Here is a 19,814-nt window from a genome sequence, read left to right as displayed (position 1 = left end):
CGCCGTCCCGCAGACCCGGCCTCCGCTGGCACCCCCTGACCAGGCCGCGCCCCGCCCGCTCACCCCGCCAAGGCCACTCCCCCCGCCCCCACCGACACCCCTGACCAGGCCGCGCCCCCGCCCACTCACCCCGCCAAGGCCACTCCCCCACCGGCACCCCCTGACCAGCCGCACCCCCGCCGGACCCCCTGACCAGGCCACTCCCCCGCTCACCCCACCCCCGTCACTCCCCCACCCCCCTCACTCCCCCCTCACTCCCCCACCCTCACTCCCCCGCCCCCAAGTGCCGCTCCGCGAACTCCAGTTCAAGTCGGACCTGCTTGATCCGTTCGTCGACCACCAGGGAGCCGTGGCCCGCGTCGTACCGGTACACCTCGTGCACCGCGTCCCTCGCCTCCAGGCGGTCGACGTAGTTCTCGATCTGGCGGATCGGGCAGCGCGGGTCGTTGACGCCCGCCGAGATGTAGACCGGCGCCTTCACCTGGTCCACGTACGTCAGCGGTGACGACGCCTCGAAGCGGTCGGGCACCTCCTCGGGGGTGCCGCCGAGGAGGGTGCGGTCCATCGCCTTCAGCGCCTCCATCTCGTCGTGGTAGGCCGTGACGTAGTCCGCCACCGGCACCACCGCGATGCCCAGCGCCCACGCGTCCGGCTGGACGCCGAGGCCGAGCAGGGTGAGGTAGCCGCCCCAGGAGCCGCCGGTGAGGATCAGCCGGGCGGGGTCGGCGAGGCCCGAGGAGACCGCCCAGGCGCGCACCGCCTCGATGTCCTCCAGCTCGATCAGGCCGACCCGGTGCTTCAGGGCGTCCGTCCAGGCGCGGCCGTACCCGGTGGAGCCGCGGTAGTTGACGCGGACCACCGCGTAGCCGTGGTCGACCCAGGCCGCCGGGTTGGCCGCGAACGCGTCGCTGTCGTGCCAGGTCGGGCCGCCGTGGATGTCGAAGACGGTCGGGAGCGGGCCCGTCGCGCCGGCCGGCTTCTGGACCAGGGCGTGGATGCGGCCGCCCGGTCCCTCCACCCACACGTCCTCGACGGGCACCGATCCCGGGGACTTCAGGCCCGGCGGGTCGAGGACGGTCCCGCCGTTGGTCGAGCGGACCGCGGAGGGCCGCTCGGCCGACGACCACAGGTACTCCACGCTGCCGTCGGGGCGGGCCGTCGCCCCCGACACCGTGCCGGGCGGGGTGGCGATCCGCTCGGGGACGCCGGACGCGAGGTCGTAGCGGAACATCTCGCTGCGGGCCTCGAAGCCGTGCACGATCAGCAGGCCCGAGCCGTCCGGGTACCACTCGGCGCTCACGTCGCCCGGCAGTTCGAGGGCCAGGTCGGTCTGCTCGCCCGTCGCGACGTCCCACACCAGGGGTTCCCAGCGGCCGCGCCGCTGGTGGCCGATGAGCAGCCTGGTGTCGCCTGCGACCGGTGCGAAGCCGAGGATCTCCAGGCCCAGTTCCTCGGTGCCGCCGCGGGTGTCGTCCAGGTCGGCGACGGCGGTGCCGTCGGGGCGCAGGACGCGCAGCGCGGAGTGCATGGCGTCGCCGTGCTCGGTGTGCTCGATGGCGATCAGGGTGCCGTCGTGGGAGAGGTCGCCGACGCCCGCCGACTCGCGGTGGCGGTAGATCTCCACCGGGTCCTCGCCGTCGCGGACGAGGTGGATCGTCGTCCCGTCCTCGTCGGTCGAGCGGCCGACGACGGCGGTGCGGCCGTCACGGCCGAGGGCGAGGCCGGCCGGGTACGAGGCGTCGAGGCCCGGTGCCGCGAGGTCGTCGGGGCCGCCGGTGAAGGGCTGGCGGCGCCAGACGCCGAACTCGTCGCCGTCCTTGTCGTCGAACCACCAGATCCAGGCGCCGTCGGGGGACAGCAGGCCGTCCGTGGTGCCGTTCGGGCGGTCGGTCACCTGGCGCTGGCCGCCCGTCGCCCGGTCCCAGGCGTACAGCTCGTAGGTGCCCGTCGCGTTCGACACGAACAGGGCGTGGTCCGGCGCGTCCTCCGCCCAGTCGGGCAGCGACACCCGGGGGGCGCGGAAGCGCTTCTCCCAGTCCGGCACCACCTCGTGCCCCACCCGCTGGTCGTGCTCGTCGTGCTGGTCCCGCTCATCCGGTGCTGCCGGCCCGTTGCTGTCAGTCATGGCCCCATCTTGCCCGCCCGCACGGACAATTCACTGGTCAGGTCCCCAGCCTGTGGACAACTTCTACCGGTCGCTTACCTGATCGGCGCTCCCGGCCCGGGACCCCGCGCCCCGGCGCCGGGCGGCGGCCCCGTACCTTTGGGGGTGTGTACCGGTTTCTGCTGACACCGCGCTGGTGGGGAATCAACGTCTTCGTGCTGCTCGCCATCCCCTTCTGCGTCTTCATGGGGTCCTGGCAGCTGAGCCGGTTCGAGGACCGGGTGCAGGCCCACGACCGGGCCGACGCGCAGGTCTCCGAGGCCGCGCGGAGCCCCGCGAGGCCGCTGCGGGACCTGCTCCCCGTCGACCAGGCGACGTCCGGCGCGACCGCCACCGCGACCGGCCGCTACGGCGAGCAGCTCCTGGTCCCCGACCGCGAGCTGGCCGGCCGCAAGGGCTTCTACGTGCTGACGCTGCTGCGCACCGACGACGGCCGTGCCCTGCCGGTCGTCAGGGGCTGGCTGCCGGGCCGGGCCGACGCGGCGAAGGCCCCGGCCGCCCCCACCGGGGAGGTGACGGTCACCGGTGCCCTCCAGGCGTCCGAGACGCCGGGCGACAACGGGGTGAGCGCGGCGGGCGGGCTGCCGGCCGGGCAGACCGCGGCGATCAGCTCGGGCTCCCTGATCAACCTGGTGCCGTACCACGTGTACGACGCCTGGATCACTCTCACCACCGCCGACTCCGGGATGACGGCCGTCCCGGCGGCGGCCCCGCAGAACACCGGCCTCGACCTGAAGGCGTTCCAGAACCTCGGCTACACCGGCGAGTGGTTCGTCTTCGCCGGGTTCGTCGTCTTCATGTGGTTCCGGCTGCTGCGCCGCGAGGTGGAGTTCCTGCGGGACGCCGAGATGGGCATCGCCGAGGGGCAGCAGCCGGACGACGGGGCGGAGCCCGCGGCTCAGACCCCGGTGAGCAGTCCCGTGTAGTAGACGGTGCCCGCGCACGCGTTGCCCACCGTCACCGAGACCGTCGGCGATCCGGTCGGCGCGGTGTGCGAGACGACGACGCTGCCGTCGGCGGTGCCGTCCTCGGTGAGGAACTGGCCGCTGAGGCCGCTGCTGTCGGTGCCGCCGGCCGTGGTGCCCGGACCGCCGCCCGCGCCCTCGCTCGGGGTGGGCTCGGGTGAGGAGCCGCCGGTGTCGGTGCCGCCGCTGCCGCCCGTGGTCGGACAGGTCTCGGAGGGCACCCAGGCGAACCGGACGGCGTACGCGTCGCCCGGCTTCAGCGACACGAAGGTGACCTCGCCCGCCGGGTCGGGCAGGCCGGCCGCCGCGTCGCCCGCCGTGTGCCTGGCCGTCGTCACCTTGGCGCCGTCCGCCGCGCCCTGCGCGAGGGTGCTGACGGTGCCCGCGCCGCTGACCGTGCAGGTGGTGGCGGAGACGTTGTAGACGCGGAACGTGCCGTACACGGTGCCCACGGAGTCGGGCGCCTCGGTGTTCTGGGTCGCCGAGCCGAGCTGGTCGGCCGTGCACTGAGCGGCGCTCGCCGTGCCGGCCGTGCCGGATCCGGTGCCCCCGGTGCCGCCCTTGCCCGTGCCGGTGTCCTTGCCCTTGTCTCCGGCCTTGTCGCCCTGGTCGCCGCCGCTCTCGGCCTTCTCGGAGTCGGCGCCGCCCTTGCGGCCCTCGCCGTCCTTGTCCTTGCCGCGGTCCTGTTCGCCCGGGGTGCGGGAGGCCTGTCCGGCGACGGACGGGTCGACGTCGGAGTCGGTCACCCCGGAGACGTGCAGCAGGGCCGGGACGGCGGTGCCGACGAAGAGGGCGGCGGCGGCCATGCCGATGGCGGCGTGCCGCTTGCGGGTCCGCCGGGCGGGCACCGCGCGCCTGAGGTGGTCGAGGGTGCCGTCGGCCGGTTCGACCGTCCGCACCGCCTCGTGGAGCATCCTGCGCAGTGCCAGCTCGTCCGAGCCGAGCCCGTCCGGGCTCTGTTCGTCGGCGCTGTCGTTCACGGTGGGGTTCCCTGCCTGCGATGGGCTGTCGTCGTCGTGGTCGGGGGAGGTCCCGCCGCTCATACCGGTGCCTCCATGGCTATCCGGAGGGCGGCTATGCCGCGCGAGCCGTACGCCTTCACGGAGCCGAGCGAGAGGCCGAGCGTCTCGGCGACCTGGGCCTCCGTCATGTCCGCGAAGTAGCGCAGGACGAGGACCTCGCGCTGCCGGCGCTGGAGGCCCTTCATCGCCTTGATCAGGGAGTCGCGCTCCAGCAGGTCGTAGGCGCCCTCCTCCGCGCTCGCCATGTCCGGCATCGGCTTGGAGAGCAGCTTCAGGCCGAGGATGCGGCGGCGCAGCGCGGAGCGGGAGAGGTTGACGACCGTCTGGCGCAGGTAGGCGAGGGTCTTCTCGGGGTCGCGGACGCGTTTGCGCGCGGAGTGCACGCGGATGAACGCCTCCTGGACGACGTCCTCGCAGGACGCGGTGTCGTCGAGGAGGAGGGCCGCCAGACCGAGCAGCGAGCGGTAGTGCGCCCGGTACGTCTCGGTGAGGTGGTCGACGGTGGTGCCGGCCGCGACGGTGTCGTCGGCGCCGTCACGCTGGCCTGGGATGGGGGCGGGGCGCGCTGCGGGCATCGGCGCGATCACCGGCATGCCGCCGGGCGCACCGGGCACACGGGGTCGGAGGGGCCGCCGCGGCGGCCGGAGGGCCGTGCCGCGTGCGCCCGCTGGAAAGTCGAGAACCTCAGCCACGCCAGTTGGACGCGCTTCCCCCCGTGAGGGTTGTACGTGCCGAGCGTCACTCTCGTCCGGTGCGCGTTCACCCGCCCTCTTCTGTCAGGCAGCAGAATCGACCGTGCGTCGAACGCCCTCATGGCCACCCGTTCTTTCCCCTGTGTCCTGAAAACGGGGCGTCCCCACGCCCCGTGACCGCGCATCCGCGCGCCCCCGTGAAGGACGACCGCAAAGACGCTCCCGGCCTTCGCGCGGTTGCGAGAGCGGGGAAGGAAATCTTCGGTTGCCCGGACAGTCCGTCACAAGTGGTCCGGACCATCTTCCGGCTCACACTTCACATGGATCCTACAAATGATCGCATGACTGGCCAGGGCATTTACGGTGCGGGGGCGCCCCGGACGGCGGTCCGGGCGCCCCGTGCGTCAGCGGGTCTCGGCCGCCAACGACTCCGCGATCTGGGTGGTGTTGAGGGCGGAGCCCTTGCGCAGGTTGTCGCCGCACACGAAGAGTTCGAGGGCGGTCGGATCGTCGAGCGCCCGGCGGACCCGGCCGACCCAGGTCGGGTCGGTGCCCGTCACGTCGGCCGGGGTGGGGAACTCACCGGCGGCCGGGTTGTCGAAGAGGACGACCCCGGGGGCGGTGGCGAGGATCTCGCGGGCCCCCTCGACGGTGACCTCGTCCTCGAAGCGGGCGTGCACGGTGAGCGAGTGCGTGGTGAGGACCGGGACCCGCACGCAGGTCACGGCGACCGGCAGCTTCGGCAGGCCGAGGATCTTGCGGGACTCGTCCCGCACCTTCATCTCCTCCGACGACCAGCCGTCCTCGCGGAGCGACCCGGCCCACGGGACGACGTTGAGGGCGACCGGCTCGGGGAACGGCCCGGTGTCGTCGCCGACGGCCCGCCGCACGTCGCCCGGCCTGGTGCCGAGGTCGGTGCCCGCGACCAGGGACAGCTGCCGGCGCAGCGCGTCGACGCCGGCCCGGCCCGCGCCGCTCACCGCCTGGTAGGAGGAGACGACGAGTTCGCGCAGCCCGAACTCGGCGTGCAGCGCGCCCAGGGCGACGATCATCGACAGCGTGGTGCAGTTGGGGGTGGCGACGATGCCGCGCGGACGGCGCCTGGCGGCATGGGCGTTGACCTCGGGGACCACCAGCGGGACGTCCGGGTCCATCCGGAAGGCGCCGGAGTTGTCGACCACCACGGCGCCCTTGGCGACGGCGATCGGCGCCCACACGGCGGCGACCTCGTCGGGCACGTCGAACATCGCGATGTCGACGCCGTCGAAGACCTCTTCGGCGAGGGCGCTCACCTCGACCTGTTCGCCGCGCACGGCCAGCTTGCGGCCGGCCGAACGCGGTGAGGCGACCAGGCGGATCTCGCCCCAGATGTCGGCGTGCTGGGACAGGATTTCGAGCATGACCGTGCCGACGGCCCCGGTCGCTCCCACGACCGCGAGCGTCGGCCGTCCGGTCCGCTCCATCAGCGTCCGGTGCCTCCGTAGACGACGGCCTCGGCCGAGTCGGAGTCGAGGCCGAAGGCGGTGTGCACGACGCGGACCGCCTCGGGCACGTCGTCGGCGCGGGTGACGACCGAGATGCGGATCTCGGAGGTCGAGATCAGCTCGATGTTCACCCCGGCGTCGCTGAGCGCCTCGAAGAAGGTCGCGGTGACGCCCGGGTTGGTCTTCATGCCGGCGCCGACGAGGGAGATCTTGCCGATCTGGTCGTCGTAGCGCAGCGAGTCGAAGCCGATGCCGGGGCGGTTGCGCTCCAGGGCGTCGATGGCCTTGCGGCCCTCGGTCTTCGGGAGGGTGAAGGAGATGTCGGTGAGGCCGGTGGCGGCCGCCGACACGTTCTGCACGACCATGTCGAGGTTGATCTCGGCGTTGGCGATGGTCCGGAAGATCGCGGCGGCCTCGCCCGGCTTGTCGGGCACCCCGACGACCGTGATCTTGGCCTCGGAGGTGTCGTGCGCGACACCGGAGATGATGGCCTGCTCCACCTTCTGGTCCCCTTGTTCGGTCGACTCGCTGCTGACCCACGTGCCCTGCAACCCGCTGAACGAGGAGCGGACGTGGATCGGGATGTTGTAGCGGCGCGCGTACTCCACACAGCGGTGGAGCAGCACCTTGGAACCGGAACTGGCCAGTTCCAGCATGTCCTCGAAGGAGATCCAGTCGATCTTCCTGGCCTTCTTCACCACGCGCGGGTCGGCGGTGAACACGCCGTCGACGTCGGTGTAGATCTCGCACACCTCGGCGTCGAGGGCGGCGGCGAGCGCGACGGCGGTGGTGTCGCTGCCGCCGCGGCCGAGGGTGGTGATGTCCTTCTTGTCCTGGCTCACGCCCTGGAACCCGGCGACGATCGCGATGTTGCCCTCGTCGAGCGCCGTGCGGATGCGGCCCGGCGTGACGTCGATGATGCGGGCTTTGTTGTGGACCGAGTCGGTGATCACGCCCGCCTGGCTGCCGGTGAACGACTGGGCCTCGTGGCCCAGGTTCTTGATCGCCATCGCCAGCAGCGCCATGGAGATGCGCTCCCCCGCGGTCAGCAGCATGTCGAACTCGCGCCCCGCGGGCATCGGTGACACCTGCCCGGCGAGATCGATCAGCTCGTCCGTCGTGTCGCCCATCGCGGAAACGACGACAACCACCTGGTTGCCGTTCTTCTTCGCTTCCACGATCCGCTTGGCGACCCGCTTGATGCCCTCGGCATCGGCTACGGAGGAGCCTCCGTACTTCTGCACGACAAGGCCCACGTGCGCTCCTCGCTCAGTCCCGTTGGTGTCGGCTCAGTTTACCGAGCGTCCGGAATCGCCCCCTGTGATGCCACATGGTGAGACCCGCCCGCTCGCCGGGGTACCTGCCCGTCGCGCACGCGCCCACTCCGGAAAGTGGGCCACCTCACTCCCCCCGGGCCGCCGCGGCGCGGGCTCACACCGCGCCGAACATGGCCGTCAGACCGTCGTCGAGGACGGCGCCGATCGCCTCGCCGCCCGGTTCGACGACGGTGTAGGAGCGCAGCAGGAAGCGGCGCAGGACGGGCGTGTCGAAGCAGATCATCGCGACGCCCTCGGGGGCGTGCAGTTCGACGACCGTGCGCTGCGGGCCGCGTGGCCTGATGCGTACGTTGCCGACGCCCGCGCGGGCGTCGAGGCCCTCTTCGAGGAGCGCGCGGGCGAACGTCCACGTCACCTTCTCCGCGCCGACCGCGACGTGCGCGGGGAAGTCGACGTGGACGGCGAGCGGGTCGTCGGAGGTGAAGCGCAGGGTGAGCGGGATGGGCATCTCCTGGCCGTCACGGATGACCAGGTGGGCGCCGGTGGGCTGTTCCAGGGTTATGTGCATGCCAGTTGGAGCACGGTAGGGCCCTCGTAATTACGCCATTCGGCGAAGAACTTGACGTGACCTGCGTCACGCACCCGTCGGCGGCGGGCCGCCGGGACCCGCCCGACCGGCCCGCCCGGCCGCTACTTGACCGGCCGCAGCCCCAGCGGGCCCGCGATCTCCTCGGCCATGACCCGGCCCGCCTCCACCTCGAGCGCGTCGTCCGCGAGGCTCTGGTCGGTGTCCAGGCCGTCCAGTTCGGCCAGCGGCTGGTCGAGGCGGATGTGGGCCAGGATCGAGTGCAGGGCGCGCAGCGTCGCGGAGGCCGTCGAGCCCCAGTTGGAGAAGTAGGAGAACTGCCACCACCACAGGGCCTCGGTCACCCGGCCCGCCCGGTAGTGGGCCATGCCGTGGCGCAGATCGGCCATGACGTCGGCGAGGTCGTCGGAGATCCGGGCGGGCACCGGCGCCTTGCGGGGCTCGTAGGGGTCGAAGACCTCGCTGTAGACGTCGATGGGTTCGAGGAGCCTGGCGAGGTTCTCGCGCAGTTCGTCCACGTCCTGCTCGGGACCGAGGTCGGGCTCGTAGCGCTCGTCCGGGAGGATGTCCTCGTGGGCGCCAAGACGGCCGCCGGCCAGCAGCAGCTGGGAGACCTCCAGCAGGAGGAAGGGAACCGCGGAACCGGGCTCGTCCCCCTTCGCGACCTCCGTCACGGCCACCAGGAAACTCTCGACCTGGTCCGCGATCTGGACCGCGAAGTCGTCCGGGTCCCGCGTCGTGGCGTGCAGCGTGGCGTCAGACATCTAGGAGTCGTCTCCCCTCGAAGGCGCGTCCGAGGGTCACCTCGTCCGCGTACTCCAGGTCGCCACCCACCGGGAGGCCGCTGGCCAGGCGGGTGACCCTGAGGCCCATGGGCTTGATCATGCGGGCGAGGTACGTCGCTGTCGCCTCGCCCTCCAGGTTGGGGTCCGTGGCCAGGATCAGCTCCGTGACCGAACCGTCGGCCAACCGCGCGAGAAGTTCCCGTATCCGCAGGTCGTCGGGGCCGACGCCCTCGATCGGGCTGATCGCGCCGCCGAGCACGTGGTAGCGGCCGCGGAACTCACGGGTCCGCTCGATCGCGACGACGTCCTTCGGCTCCTCGACCACGCAGATCACCGTGCGGTCGCGGCGGCTGTCGCGGCAGATGTTGCACAGCTCCTCCTGCGCGACGTTCCCGCAGGTCGCGCAGAACCTGACCTTCGCCTTGACCTCGAGCAGGGCGTGCGCGAGCCGCCGTACGTCCGTGGGCTCCGCCTGGAGGATGTGGAAGGCGATCCGCTGCGCGCTCTTGGGACCGACGCCGGGCAGCCGCCCCAGCTCGTCGATGAGGTCCTGGACCACGCCTTCGTACAACGGACTGCCGCCCTTTCTGGGGGTTCCTCACGGAACTACGGTACGTACCGTAGTTCGCCGCGGCCTGCTTAGAAAGGCAGGCCGGGAATGCCGCTGCCGCCGCCGAGCCCCTGGGCCAGCGGGCCGAGCTTCTGCTGCTGGAGCGTCTGCGCGTTCTCGTTGGCCGCCTGGACGGCCGCCACCACCAGGTCGGCGAGGGTCTCGGTGTCCTCCGGGTCGACCGCCTTCGGGTCGATCCGCAGGCCGCGCAGCTCACCGGAGCCGTTGACGGTCGCGGTCACCAGACCGCCGCCCGCCTGGCCCTCGACCTCGGTGCGCGCCAGTTCCTCCTGGGCGCGCGCCAGGTCTTCCTGCATCTTCTGCGCCTGCTGCAACAGCTGCTGCATGTTGGGCTGGCCACCACCGGGGATCACGATGCGAGCTCCTTGCGCGCGAGGGTTCGGTACGTTCTGCCGCTCGGCACGAGCCTACGTGGTCCACGCGGGCCTCGCCCCGTCACTCTTTCGAGTGAGCCGGTCGCGGCGCCTATACCTGATCAAGGCCCACTTCTGGGCGGAAAAGCAGTCAAAGTGATCCCTCAGCCACCCGTTGAGCGGTAGGAAGGTTCCGGCACAGGAGCATCGTGTGTCACAGAGGGTGACCGATCAGTGGGTGGCCGACCAGGAGTGATCGGCCAGTTGGGAGTGCCGGGTGGGTCAGCCGGAGATGCAGCCCGAGGGGCCGCCGCACCAGGACGGGCGGGACGAGAACACCGCCGCGCCGCGGCCGGGCGATCTGACCGGGCGGGCGTTCCCGCTCGGCGACTGGGGCGAGCCCGCCGACCGGCTGCACGAGCTGTACCGGTGGGTGGAGCACGGAGCGCTGGAGACGGCGTCCTGGTATCTGGCGGACCGGGTCTGGAAGCGGCGCTGCGCCCGGGTGCTGCGCGCCGGGGCCTCGGCGGGCGCCGTGACGGGCGCGGCGCTGCCGCTCCTCGATCTGTCCGGGGTGGTCGACGGCGTGGCCGCCTGGGGCTATCTGGCGCTGCTCGCGGCGGTGGCGTCGGTGGCCGTGGACCGGTTCTTCGGGCTGACGTCCGGCTGGATGCGGGACGTGGCGACGGCGCAGGCCGTGCAGCGCAGGCTCCAGGTGCTCCAGTTCGACTGGGCGTCGGAGAGCGTGCGGGAGATGCTCGGCCCGACCGAGGGCACGGCGAGCGAGGCGGCGGAGCGGTGCCTGGCGGTGCTGCGCAGGTTCTCGGAGGACGTCACGGAGCTGGTGCGGGTGGAGACGGCCGACTGGATGGTGGAGTTCCGCACCGGCTCGGCCCCGATGGGCATCCAGACGGCGCTGGCCCCCGGCGCCCGTCAGGAGCTGGCCGGCGCCCCCTACCGCTTCCCGATGCCCCCGCCCCCGCAGGGCCGCCCCAACATGCCCCGCCAGCGGCCGCCCGAGCCCCGCTAGGACGACGTCACGGCGGTCCGGTCGGAGCGCGGGGAGGGCGAGCGCGGGGAGGGCGAGCGCGGGGAGGGCAGGAGCGGGGGGGCGGGGCCTCGGCGGGGTCGCCCCGCTCAGCCCCGGCTGTACGCCAGTTTCTCGCCGCTTTTGGTGTTCACCCGCTCCAGCCTGCCGTCGGGCAGCAATCGGATCTCGGTGGGGGCGCCCGGGGTGCAGGCGCCCGAGTCGCCCGACCGGACCAGGGAGGGGCCTATCTCCAGCGGGCCCTGGGCGCCCGGTCTCCGGGTCAGCTCGGCCTCGAACACGCAGCGGTAGCCGCCGGCGGCGGTGGGACCCTCGGCGACGAGGGAGAGGACCGTGTCGCCCACCTTGCCCTGTCTGAGGGTGAGCGTGCGGGTGTTCTCGCCGTCCGCGTTGGTGATCGTGGCCGTCCAGGTGCCCAGGTAGCCGGAGGGGACGGCGCCGTCGGTCGCGCCCGACGGCGAGGAGGACGCGGCGGCCGAGGGCTGCGGGGAGCGTCCGCCCGGGGTCGCGGGCGCGCTGGCGGACGGGGACGGTGCGGTGCCGCCGGTCGCGCCACCGCCGTTCAGGAGCGCGTACACCGAGCCGCCCGCGCCGATCGCGACGACGAGGGCGACGGCGAGGAGCGCGGCCGTGGACCGCCCGTCGCGGCGCGGCGGCTCGGCGGGGGCGCTGGACGGGAGCGGCCCGGTGTACCCGGCCGAGCTGTCGGCAGGGGTGGCGCCGAGGGAGCCGTGGCCGTGCGGGTAGCCGTAGCCGTTCACGGGGGTGGCGTGGGCCGGGGGGACACCCGGGGCGCCGGGGGCCGTGGGAGTGCCGAAACCGTTCGCCTGAGCGGTGGCGCCCTGGCCGGACGCGTATCCGTTGCCGCTGCCGTCGCCGTAGCCGCCCGGTCCGTGGCCGTAGCCGTTCGGCTGCGGCTGCTGGGGGTGCTGGTGCGGGATGCCGTAGGCCGGGTGCGCGGCCGGCGCGGGTGCGGTCCCGCTCCACCCGGCCGCGGGGGGCGGGCCCGAGGGGGTGCCGTCGCCCTGCGGGGGCGGCGCGGAGTCGGGGGCGGAGCCGTGCTCGGGCGGAACCTCACCGCCCGCGCCGGAACCCGAGCCGCCGCCGACGCCCGCACCCGAGCCGGAGCCGGAACCCGCACCCGAGCCCGCACCCGCACCCGCACCCGCACCCGCACCCGAGCCGGAACCCGCACCCGAGCCCGAGCCCGTGCCGGAACCCGGTCCCCGGCCCTCCCCGTTGCCCCCGCCGTCCCCCTTGCCCTCGTTGCCCCCGTGCTCCCCCGTTCCGTCTTCCTCCGCGCCCGTCGGGTCCTCCGTGTCCAGCAACCGGACGGCGTGGCGGCCCAGTTGGGCCACCAGGGCGGCCGGCAGCCAGGGGTCCCGCAGTCTGCCGCCCTCCACCGTGTCCTCGGCGCCCGTGCGCTCCAGGACCCGGTGCAGGACGGGCCGGGCCGCCGGGTCCTTGCGCAGACACGCGCGGACGAGGTCGGCGAGGGTCTCGGGGACGCCCGTCAGATCGGGCTCCTCCTGGGCTATGCGGAACATCAGGGCGTGCGCGCCGCTGCTCGCCGAGCCGAACGGCAGCCGTCCGGTCGCCGCGAACGCCAGCACCGAGCCGAGGCAGAAGATGTCGCAGGCGGGCGTGATCGGGTCGCCGCGCACCTGCTCGGGCGCCATGAACCCGGGCGAGCCGACGAGCGCGCCGGTCCTGGTGAGGCCGCCGTCCGTGACCGTCTCCAGGGCGCGGGCGATCCCGAAGTCGATGACGCGCGGCCCGTCGATGGTCACCAGCACGTTGGACGGCTTGAGGTCCCGGTGCACGATCCCGGCCGCGTGGATGTCCATGAGCGCCTGCGCGAGCCCGGCCGCGAGGATGCGCACCGACCGTTCGGGCAGCGCCCCGTGGTCGCGCCCCACGACCTGCTGGAGGCTCGGCCCCGCCACGTACCCGGTCGCCACCCACGGCACCGGCGCCTCCGTGTCGGCGTCCAGGACGGGCGCCGTCCAGCAGCCGCCGACCTGCCGGGCGGCCCGCACCTCCTGCCGGAACCTGGCGCGGAACTCCTCGCGCGCGGCCAGGTCCCCGCGCACCAGCTTCACGGCGACCGTGCGGCCACGGTCCGACCTGGCCAGATACACCTGGCCCATGCCCCCGCCGCCCAGCCGCCCCAGCAGCCGGTACGCCCCGATCCGGGGCGGGTCCCCGGCCCTCAGCTTCTCCATCGCAGGCCCTCCCCCGAACGGCACCCGTACGCCAGGGCACACGATAATCGGATGAGCCGGAGGGCGGGCGGGCCGGTGTCCACGGCCGCCGGACGGCCGATCCCGGCCGGGGCCGCCGCACGCGCGACAACCTGTCGCGTTCGGGCCGCAGGGGCAGACAGGACGCCGATGTCGCGTCCCGGTCCCGGACATTTACCCTCGGGCCCATGACCCCTCAGCCACACCCCGAGGTCGGCGCCGCAGTGAAGGCGGCGGACCGCGCGCACGTGTTCCATTCCTGGTCCGCGCAGGAGCTCATCGACCCGCTCGCCGTCGCAGGCGCCGAGGGGTCCTACTTCTGGGACTACGACGGCAAGCGGTACCTGGACTTCACCAGCGGGCTCGTCTACACCAACATCGGCTACCAGCACCCGAAGGTCGTCGCCGCGATCCAGGAGCAGGCCGCACACCTGACCACCTTCGCGCCCGCCTTCGCGATCGAGGCCAGGTCGGAGGCGGCCCGGCTGATCGCCGAGCGCACCCCCGGCGACCTGGACAAGATCTTCTTCACCAACGGCGGCGCGGACGCCGTCGAGCACGCCGTCCGGATGGCCAGGCTGCACACCGGGCGGGCCAAGGTGCTCTCCGCGTACCGCTCGTACCACGGCGGCACCCAGCAGGCCGTGAACCTCACGGGCGACCCGCGCCGCTGGGCCTCCGACACCGCGACCAACGGCGTCGTGCACTTCTGGGCGCCGTTCCTGTACCGCTCCCGCTTCTACGCGGAGACCGAGGAGCAGGAGTGCGCGCGGGCGCTGGAGCACCTGGAGACGACGATCGCCTTCGAGGGGCCCGCGACGGTCGCCGCGATCGTCCTGGAGACGATCCCCGGCACCGCCGGGATCATGATCCCGCCGCCCGGCTACCTGGCCGGGGTGCGGGAGATCTGCGACCGGCACGGGATCGTCTTCGTGCTGGACGAGGTGATGGCCGGGTTCGGCCGCACCGGTGACTGGTTCGCCGCCGACCTCTTCGACGTCGTCCCCGACCTGATGACCTTCGCCAAGGGCGTGAACTCGGGCTATGTGCCGCTCGGCGGTGTGGCCATCTCGGGCGCCATCGCGGAGACCTTCGGCAAGCGGCCCTACCCGGGCGGTCTGACGTACTCGGGGCACCCGCTGGCCTGTGCCGCCGCCGTCGCGACGATCAACGTGATGGCGGAGGAGGGCGTCGTCGACAACGCGAAGCGGCTCGGCGCGAGCGTCGTCGAGCCCGCGCTGCGGGAGCTGGCGGCCCGGCACCCGAGCATCGGCGAGGTGCGCGGGACCGGCATGTTCTGGGCGCTCGAACTGGTGAAGAACCGGGAGACGAGGGAGCCGCTGGTGCCCTACAACGCGGCCGGTGAGGCGAACGCCCCGATGACCGCGTTCGCCGCCGCCGCGAAGCGGCACGGCGTGTGGCCGTTCGTGAACATGAACCGCACCCATGTGGTGCCGCCGTGCAATGTGTCGGAGGCCGAGCTGAAGGAGGGCCTCGCCGGCCTGGACGCCGCACTCAGCGTCGCCGACGAGTACACGGAGTGACGACATAGGGGCCGGACGGCCGCTCGGCGACGCCGGCGGCCGTCCACCGTCGCGTGCCGATTCGGCGGGAGATCGAACGCGTAAGGTGGCCTGTTCGTAGACATGTACGAGGTCGTTGACCGGCGCTTGAGCCGGTGCGGGCCTCACCCACATGTACGAGCACGCCAACCGAAGCGATGAGGGGCCCCTACGATGCCCGGCAACGCCGCCGTGACCCGCAGCACCCTGCGGCAACAGATCGCCGATGCGCTGCGTGACGAAGTGCTGGGCGGCCGGCTCCAGCCGGGGCAGGAGTTCACCGTCAAGGAGATCGCCGAGCAGTACGGGGTCTCCGCGACGCCGGTGCGCGAGGCCCTCGTCGACCTGTCCGCGCAAGGGCTCCTCGACGCCGACCACCACCGCGGCTTCCATGTGCACGAGTACTCGGTCGCCGACTACCGGGGGATCGTGGAGGCCCGCAGCCTGGTCACCGACGGGATGTTCCAGTTCCTCGACGAGGGCCAGGCCCGCTTCTCGCTGTTCGACGACGCCCGCGCGATCGGCGCCCTCACCGCGGTGCGACGGCGCGGCGAGGAGGCGCAGCGGGCCGCGCTCGCCGGTGACCTGACCGTGCTGATCGGCTACGACCTCAGATTCTGGCGCGAGTTGAGCGCCCTGTTCGGCAACACCTATCTGGCCGACTTCCTCAACCGGCTGCGGGTGCAGTCCTGGGTGTGCGCGGTGCAGCATCTGCGCCGCCTCACCGACCTGCGCGGCCGGCTCTGGTCCGCGCACACGGAACTCGTCGACGCGCTCGCGGTCCGCGACACGGAGACGGCGCGGGCCATCGTCGACGCGTACAACGCGCACTCGCTCGCGCTCGTCGAGGGCCGCGCCGAGGGCTGACCGCGAGGGGGATCCGGCCACCGGAATGGGCAGAACGGGTACGGGGGTCTCGGTCCGTGCCCGACACGGACTAACCTTCCCTGACCGCCCCAGCACGGGCGGTCGGCGTCCGACCCACGCTAGGAGCTGTCCTTTGGCCTGTGACCTGTGGCTGGTCCCGCTCGTCGACGTGTTGTGCCACACCCCGGACAACCCGTTCGCCGAGGAACTCGCGCAATACAACAAGGCGCTGGCCGAGGCCGGGCTGCCACCGGTGCCGGTGTACCAGTACATGCCCGGCCTCTCGGGTGACGTGGCGCCGGTCGCCGGTTTCGACTACGACGCGCTGCATTTCCTGCGCCGGACCTACCTGTTGCAGGTGTGCGGCCTCCCGGTGACGCCGGTGGACGAACTGGGCGGCGACTACGAGCAGCTGCTCGAGATGTTCGAGTCGACGGCGCAGCAGTCGCACCTGGTCTGGCACTACGACCACGCGGGCGCCTACGTCCCCGTCGACTTCGCCCACCCCCTCTCCAACGACGAACTCCTCGCCGGTGGCGGCCCGTTGGGCTCCTCGCAGGCGCTGCTGCGCGAACTGGAGTACGTGGCACCGTCGATCGGCATCGACCCGGCCAACCCCCCGGCGCCCCCGCAGCCCCCGGCGGCCCCGACGGGCCTGGAGGAACCGGCGGCGCCGCTGCCCTACGACCCGAGCCCCTTCGCCCGCGAACGCCATGTGTGGCTCGGCCTGCACGCGGCGGCCACGCGCAGCCTGGCCCAGGGGTCGATGATCGTCTTCAGCTAGGCGCCGCCTGCGCCCATGTCTCCAGCGCCGCCCGCAGCAACATCGTGTGGACGAACCGGTCGGGGGCGGTCGGCGGGTAGCGCCACGAGAGCGGCCAGGTCATGTCGTGGAGCGCGGGCACGGGGATGAACGACTCCCGGTCGGGCCCCGACGTCAGCCTCCTCACCTCGGCGGGCCACAGGTGGAACGCGGTGCTTCCCGCGGCCACCAGGAAGTAGACGCACGGGCGGCTCCCCGCGACGTCGATCACCGGTCCCGGGTCGCCCCCGGTCATCCGCGCCAGCCGGTCGGCCAGCGCCCGCCCCGGTTCCTCGTCCATCCGAACGGCGTCGAACTGGACCCCGGCCTTGCGGAGTTGCACCCCGAAGGTCGGGAGCCAGTCGATGCACAGGTCGTCACTTTTCGCATTCATGGGGACAGTTTCCGTAACCCGGGCTAGCGTTTCCATGACTCAGCGTCGACCAATGACTACGGTCAGGCATCGGGCTGAGCGTTTGATGGCCGGTTGAGTTCGGTTGAGCCCGGGAGTGAGCGCGATGGCGCGATCCGTGAACAAGGTGGAAGCGGGCGGTACGGCGCATCTGGTGGCCGCCCTCGCGAAGGCCCTGCGCGAGCAACAGAAGCTTACGCAGGACCAGTTGGGCAAGCAGATCGGTTACACCGGGTCGGCGATCAGCGCGATGGAGACGTGCGCGCAGCCCGCCAGCGACACGATGCTGGTGAAGCTGGAGGAGGTGATCGGGGGCGGGCTCGGAGTGTTCGAGAAGGCCCGGAAGTTCGTGCTGCTGGACAAGTACCCCGCGCGCTTCAGGGACTTCTCGAAGCTGGAGGCCGGGGCGGTCACGATCAGCTCCTACGCGACGCTGGTGATCGACGGATTGTTCCAGACGGAGGACTATGCACGGGCGCTGATCAGCGGTGGGTATCCCCCGGCCAGCGAGCAGAAGCGCGAGGAACTGGTCGAGGCACGGCTCGCGCGGCGCGTCCTGTTCGACCGGGAACCGGCTCCGATGGTCGAGCTGATCCTCGAAGAGGCCGTCCTGCGGCGGCCGTTCGGCTCTTGGGAAGTGCTGCGCGGCCAGCTACGCTCGCTTGTGGAGGACGCGCAACGCGACAACGTCTGCGTCCAGGTGCTGCCGCTCGACCGCGGCCTGCGGGGCACCTACGCGGGCGACCGCGGCGCCATGAAACTCGTCGTGACCAAGGACCACGATCACGTGGTCTACCTGGAAGTCGAGGACCAGGGCATCTTGATCAGCGATGCGGCGGAAGTGGCCCAACTCGCCCACCGCTATGCGAAGATCCGTGCACAGGCCCTGAGTCCGAACGACTCACTGAGCCTCATCGAACGGTTGGCAGGGGAGAAGCAATGACCGGCACCGAAACCCTTCGGTGGTTCAAGTCCAGCTACAGCGACAGTGGCGGCGGCGACTGCGTCGAGGCCGCCTTCAGCTGGCACAAGTCCTCGTACAGCGACGCCAGCGGCGGCCAGTGCGTCGAGACCGCCTACACCTGGCACAAGTCCTCCCACAGCGACGGCGGAGGCGGCGACTGCGTCGAAGTCAGCCCTTGCCTCGCCGCCATCCACATCCGCGACTCCAAGACCCCGGACGCCCCGCACCTCACGGTCTCCGGCGGCGCCTGGTCCGCGTTTCTCGCCGGCGCCTGACCGGCGGCCCTCTCAGGACGCGGCCGGTACCGCCGGCTGCGGCTGCCTGAGACCGCTGACGAGCAGGGTCACGACCTCCCGCACGTCGTAGTCCGGGTCGTGCGGGCTCCACGCGACGAGGTCGCCTACCGCCCGCAGGAGGCGGTAGGCGGAGATGGGGGCGACCACCTCACCCGACGCGCGGGCCGCGTCGAGCAGGTCGGCCAGGACCGGCAGAAGGCGTTCGAGGAACAGGACGTGCAGGGCGGTGAACTCGTCGGCGTCCCCCTCCCAGACCCGCGCCAGCCCGTGCTTCGTCCCGAGGAAGTCGACGAACAGGTGGACCCAGCGCAGGGTCGCCTCGAACGGGCTCGGCGCGGACGCCAGAAGCCGCGGCCCGGCCTGCGCGCACTCCTCGACCTGCTGACGGTAGACGGCGACCACCAGATCCGAGCGGGTCGGGAAGTGCCGGTACAGCGTGGCCACGCCCACTCCGGCCGCCGCGGCGACCTCGCGGACCGGCGCGCCGACCCCCGACACGGCGAACACCTCGGCGGCGGCCTCCAGCAGTGACTGCTGGTTGCGCTCCACGTCCCGCCGTCGCCGGGGCGCGTCGGTCGCGGGGGATGGGTTCCTGGAGGTGGTCACCGCCTCATCATCGCACGCCCACCCATCTCACGGAACGCTGATCCGTTTCGACTTGCGGAACGGATCGCCGTTCCGTATCTTCCGGATCAGCGATCCGTTTCAGATCGTCCTTGCCCGAGACCCCAAGGACAGCCATGTCTTCCCTCGCAGCTCCCCCCGCCGCTCAGGTACTGAGCGTGCGGCCCGTGATCCTCCCCGCCCCGGCCCGCGGCGACGACCTCCAGGTGCGCGTCACGGCTCCGTCGGCGGGCGCCGGCCTGCCCGTCATCGTCTTCGCCCATGGCTTCGGTGGTTCGATGACCGCGGGCGACCCGTTGGTCGACCACTGGACCGCCCACGGGTTCGTCGTGGTGCAGCCGACGTTCCTCGACTCCACGACCCTCGGACTGACACCCGACGATCCCCGCTATCCGACGATCTGGCGGACCCGGGTCGACGACCTCGTGCGGGTCATCGACGAGCTGGACACCCTCGTCGCCGCGGTCCCCGGGCTGACCGGCCGCGTCGACACGGACCGGCTCGCGCTCGCCGGGCACTCCTGGGGCGGCCAGTCGATCGGGATGCTCCTCGGGGCGCGCGTCGTCGGCGCGGACGGGCTCCCCGGCGAGGACCGCACCGACCCCCGCGTGAAGGCCGGGGTCCTGCTGGCCACGACGGGGCTCTCCCGCGGGGACCTCAGCCCCTTCGCGCAGGAGCACTTCGCGTTCATGATCCCGGACTTCAGCGGCCTCACGACGCCCTCGATCGTCGTCGCGGGCGACCAGGACCAGTCACTGCTCTCCACCCGCGGCCCCGACTGGTTCACCGACGTCTACCACCACAGCCCCGGCGCCCGGCACCTCGTCACCCTGCACGGCGGCGAGCACTCGCTCGGCGGCATCCAGGACTACCGGTCGACCGAGACCACCGACGAGAGCCCCGAGCGGGTCGACCTGGTGCGGCGCGCCACCACGGCGTTCCTGCGCACGGCACTGGGTGTCGACGAGAGCGCCTGGTCCGACCTGGCGGCCGCCCCCACGGGGTCCGTCGGCCGCATCGACTCCAAGTAGCCCCGG

The 19,814-nt window shown here is 72.5% G+C and carries 20 protein-coding genes; 8 read left to right on the top strand and 12 right to left on the bottom strand.

From position 1 onward, the window contains the following. Window positions 1–265: 265 nt before the first annotated feature. Window positions 266–2,125: a S9 family peptidase gene (locus DDJ31_RS20945; RefSeq protein ID WP_127178783.1), complete on the bottom strand. Its 1,860-nt coding sequence runs from the start codon at window positions 2,123–2,125 to the stop codon at window positions 266–268. 146 nt (window positions 2,126–2,271) lie between these two features. Between DDJ31_RS20945 and DDJ31_RS20940 the strand changes: the two genes are divergently transcribed. Continuing rightward, window positions 2,272–3,090 carry an SURF1 family protein gene (locus tag DDJ31_RS20940; RefSeq protein WP_127178784.1) on the top strand — a complete coding sequence of 273 codons (819 nt, stop codon included), beginning with the start codon at window positions 2,272–2,274 and terminating at the stop codon, window positions 3,088–3,090. On the opposite strand, the gene DDJ31_RS20935 is transcribed toward DDJ31_RS20940, so the two are convergent. The 8 genes from DDJ31_RS20935 to DDJ31_RS20900 all read right to left on the bottom strand — a co-directional run bounded on the left by DDJ31_RS20935 (window position 3,063) and on the right by DDJ31_RS20900 (window position 9,959). Further along, window positions 3,063–4,172 carry a hypothetical protein gene (locus DDJ31_RS20935; protein WP_240678127.1) on the bottom strand — a complete coding sequence of 370 codons (1,110 nt, stop codon included), beginning with the start codon at window positions 4,170–4,172 and terminating at the stop codon, window positions 3,063–3,065. The genes DDJ31_RS20940 and DDJ31_RS20935 overlap by 28 nt on opposite strands. Then, window positions 4,169–4,744 (bottom strand): SigE family RNA polymerase sigma factor, encoded by a 576-nt coding sequence (locus tag DDJ31_RS20930; protein WP_127178785.1) that lies wholly within the window; start codon window positions 4,742–4,744, stop codon window positions 4,169–4,171. Before DDJ31_RS20930 ends, DDJ31_RS20935 begins: the two co-directional genes overlap by 4 nt. 503 nt (window positions 4,745–5,247) lie before the next feature. Beyond that, window positions 5,248–6,306, bottom strand: coding sequence for an aspartate-semialdehyde dehydrogenase (locus DDJ31_RS20925; RefSeq protein WP_127178786.1), 1,059 nt, complete (start codon window positions 6,304–6,306; stop codon window positions 5,248–5,250). After that, window positions 6,306–7,583: an aspartate kinase gene (locus DDJ31_RS20920; protein ID WP_127178787.1), complete on the bottom strand. Its 1,278-nt coding sequence runs from the start codon at window positions 7,581–7,583 to the stop codon at window positions 6,306–6,308. The genes DDJ31_RS20925 and DDJ31_RS20920 overlap by 1 nt, the downstream gene beginning before the upstream one ends. A gap of 175 nt (window positions 7,584–7,758) precedes the next feature. Further along, entirely contained in the window at window positions 7,759–8,172 is a 414-nt protein-coding gene (locus DDJ31_RS20915; protein ID WP_127178788.1) for an SsgA family sporulation/cell division regulator, read from the bottom strand. 122 nt (window positions 8,173–8,294) lie between these two features. Next, window positions 8,295–8,954 (bottom strand): DUF5063 domain-containing protein, encoded by a 660-nt coding sequence (locus DDJ31_RS20910; RefSeq protein ID WP_127178789.1) that lies wholly within the window; start codon window positions 8,952–8,954, stop codon window positions 8,295–8,297. Next, a complete protein-coding gene (gene recR / locus DDJ31_RS20905) occupies window positions 8,947–9,546 on the bottom strand; it encodes a recombination mediator RecR (protein WP_127178790.1) in 600 nt (199 codons plus the stop codon). The genes DDJ31_RS20910 and recR overlap by 8 nt, the downstream gene beginning before the upstream one ends. Window positions 9,547–9,614: 68 nt before the next feature. Then, window positions 9,615–9,959, bottom strand: a complete 345-nt coding sequence (locus tag DDJ31_RS20900; RefSeq protein WP_127178791.1) for a YbaB/EbfC family nucleoid-associated protein — start codon at window positions 9,957–9,959, stop codon at window positions 9,615–9,617. 277 nt (window positions 9,960–10,236) lie between these two features. Here DDJ31_RS20900 and DDJ31_RS20895 point away from each other — a divergent pair, with 277 nt between their 5' ends. Then, the gene (locus DDJ31_RS20895) at window positions 10,237–10,989 is read left to right on the top strand and encodes an SLATT domain-containing protein (RefSeq protein WP_127178792.1); all 753 of its coding nucleotides are present in this window, start codon (window positions 10,237–10,239) and stop codon (window positions 10,987–10,989) included. Window positions 10,990–11,096: 107 nt separating this feature from the next. Here DDJ31_RS20895 and DDJ31_RS20890 read toward each other — a convergent pair whose 3' ends face one another. Continuing rightward, entirely contained in the window at window positions 11,097–13,232 is a 2,136-nt protein-coding gene (locus DDJ31_RS20890; protein WP_127178793.1) for a serine/threonine-protein kinase, read from the bottom strand. 206 nt (window positions 13,233–13,438) lie between these two features. Between DDJ31_RS20890 and DDJ31_RS20885 the strand changes: the two genes are divergently transcribed. From DDJ31_RS20885 to DDJ31_RS20875, 3 genes are all read left to right on the top strand, one after another. Further along, window positions 13,439–14,794, top strand: a complete 1,356-nt coding sequence (locus DDJ31_RS20885) for an aspartate aminotransferase family protein (protein WP_127178794.1) — start codon at window positions 13,439–13,441, stop codon at window positions 14,792–14,794. Between the two features lie 192 nt (window positions 14,795–14,986). Next, a complete protein-coding gene (locus tag DDJ31_RS20880) occupies window positions 14,987–15,679 on the top strand; it encodes a GntR family transcriptional regulator (protein WP_127178795.1) in 693 nt (230 codons plus the stop codon). 133 nt (window positions 15,680–15,812) lie between these two features. After that, window positions 15,813–16,463: a hypothetical protein gene (locus DDJ31_RS20875; protein WP_127178796.1), complete on the top strand. Its 651-nt coding sequence runs from the start codon at window positions 15,813–15,815 to the stop codon at window positions 16,461–16,463. On the opposite strand, the gene DDJ31_RS20870 is transcribed toward DDJ31_RS20875, so the two are convergent. Further along, window positions 16,456–16,875: a hypothetical protein gene (locus DDJ31_RS20870; RefSeq protein ID WP_127178797.1), complete on the bottom strand. Its 420-nt coding sequence runs from the start codon at window positions 16,873–16,875 to the stop codon at window positions 16,456–16,458. The genes DDJ31_RS20875 and DDJ31_RS20870 overlap by 8 nt on opposite strands. 124 nt (window positions 16,876–16,999) lie before the next feature. Between DDJ31_RS20870 and DDJ31_RS20865 the strand changes: the two genes are divergently transcribed. Both DDJ31_RS20865 and DDJ31_RS20860 read left to right on the top strand, forming a co-directional pair. Beyond that, window positions 17,000–17,836, top strand: coding sequence for a helix-turn-helix domain-containing protein (locus DDJ31_RS20865; protein ID WP_127178798.1), 837 nt, complete (start codon window positions 17,000–17,002; stop codon window positions 17,834–17,836). Then, window positions 17,833–18,132, top strand: coding sequence for a DUF397 domain-containing protein (locus DDJ31_RS20860; RefSeq protein ID WP_127178799.1), 300 nt, complete (start codon window positions 17,833–17,835; stop codon window positions 18,130–18,132). The genes DDJ31_RS20865 and DDJ31_RS20860 overlap by 4 nt, the downstream gene beginning before the upstream one ends. Before the next feature lie 12 nt (window positions 18,133–18,144). On the opposite strand, the gene DDJ31_RS20855 is transcribed toward DDJ31_RS20860, so the two are convergent. Beyond that, the gene (locus tag DDJ31_RS20855) at window positions 18,145–18,759 is read right to left on the bottom strand and encodes a TetR/AcrR family transcriptional regulator (protein WP_127178800.1); all 615 of its coding nucleotides are present in this window, start codon (window positions 18,757–18,759) and stop codon (window positions 18,145–18,147) included. Between the two features lie 185 nt (window positions 18,760–18,944). Between DDJ31_RS20855 and DDJ31_RS20850 the strand changes: the two genes are divergently transcribed. Next, on the top strand, window positions 18,945–19,808 hold the full coding sequence (locus DDJ31_RS20850; protein ID WP_431027602.1) for an alpha/beta hydrolase family protein: 864 nt from the start codon (window positions 18,945–18,947) through the stop codon (window positions 19,806–19,808). The last annotated feature ends 6 nt before the right edge of the window (window positions 19,809–19,814 follow it).

This window comes from Streptomyces griseoviridis, assembly GCF_005222485.1.
GTDB lineage: Bacteria > Actinomycetota > Actinomycetes > Streptomycetales > Streptomycetaceae > Streptomyces > Streptomyces hintoniae.
The sequence above is the reverse complement of the archived record's forward strand: the minus strand, read 5'-3'. Positions and strand labels throughout refer to the sequence as shown.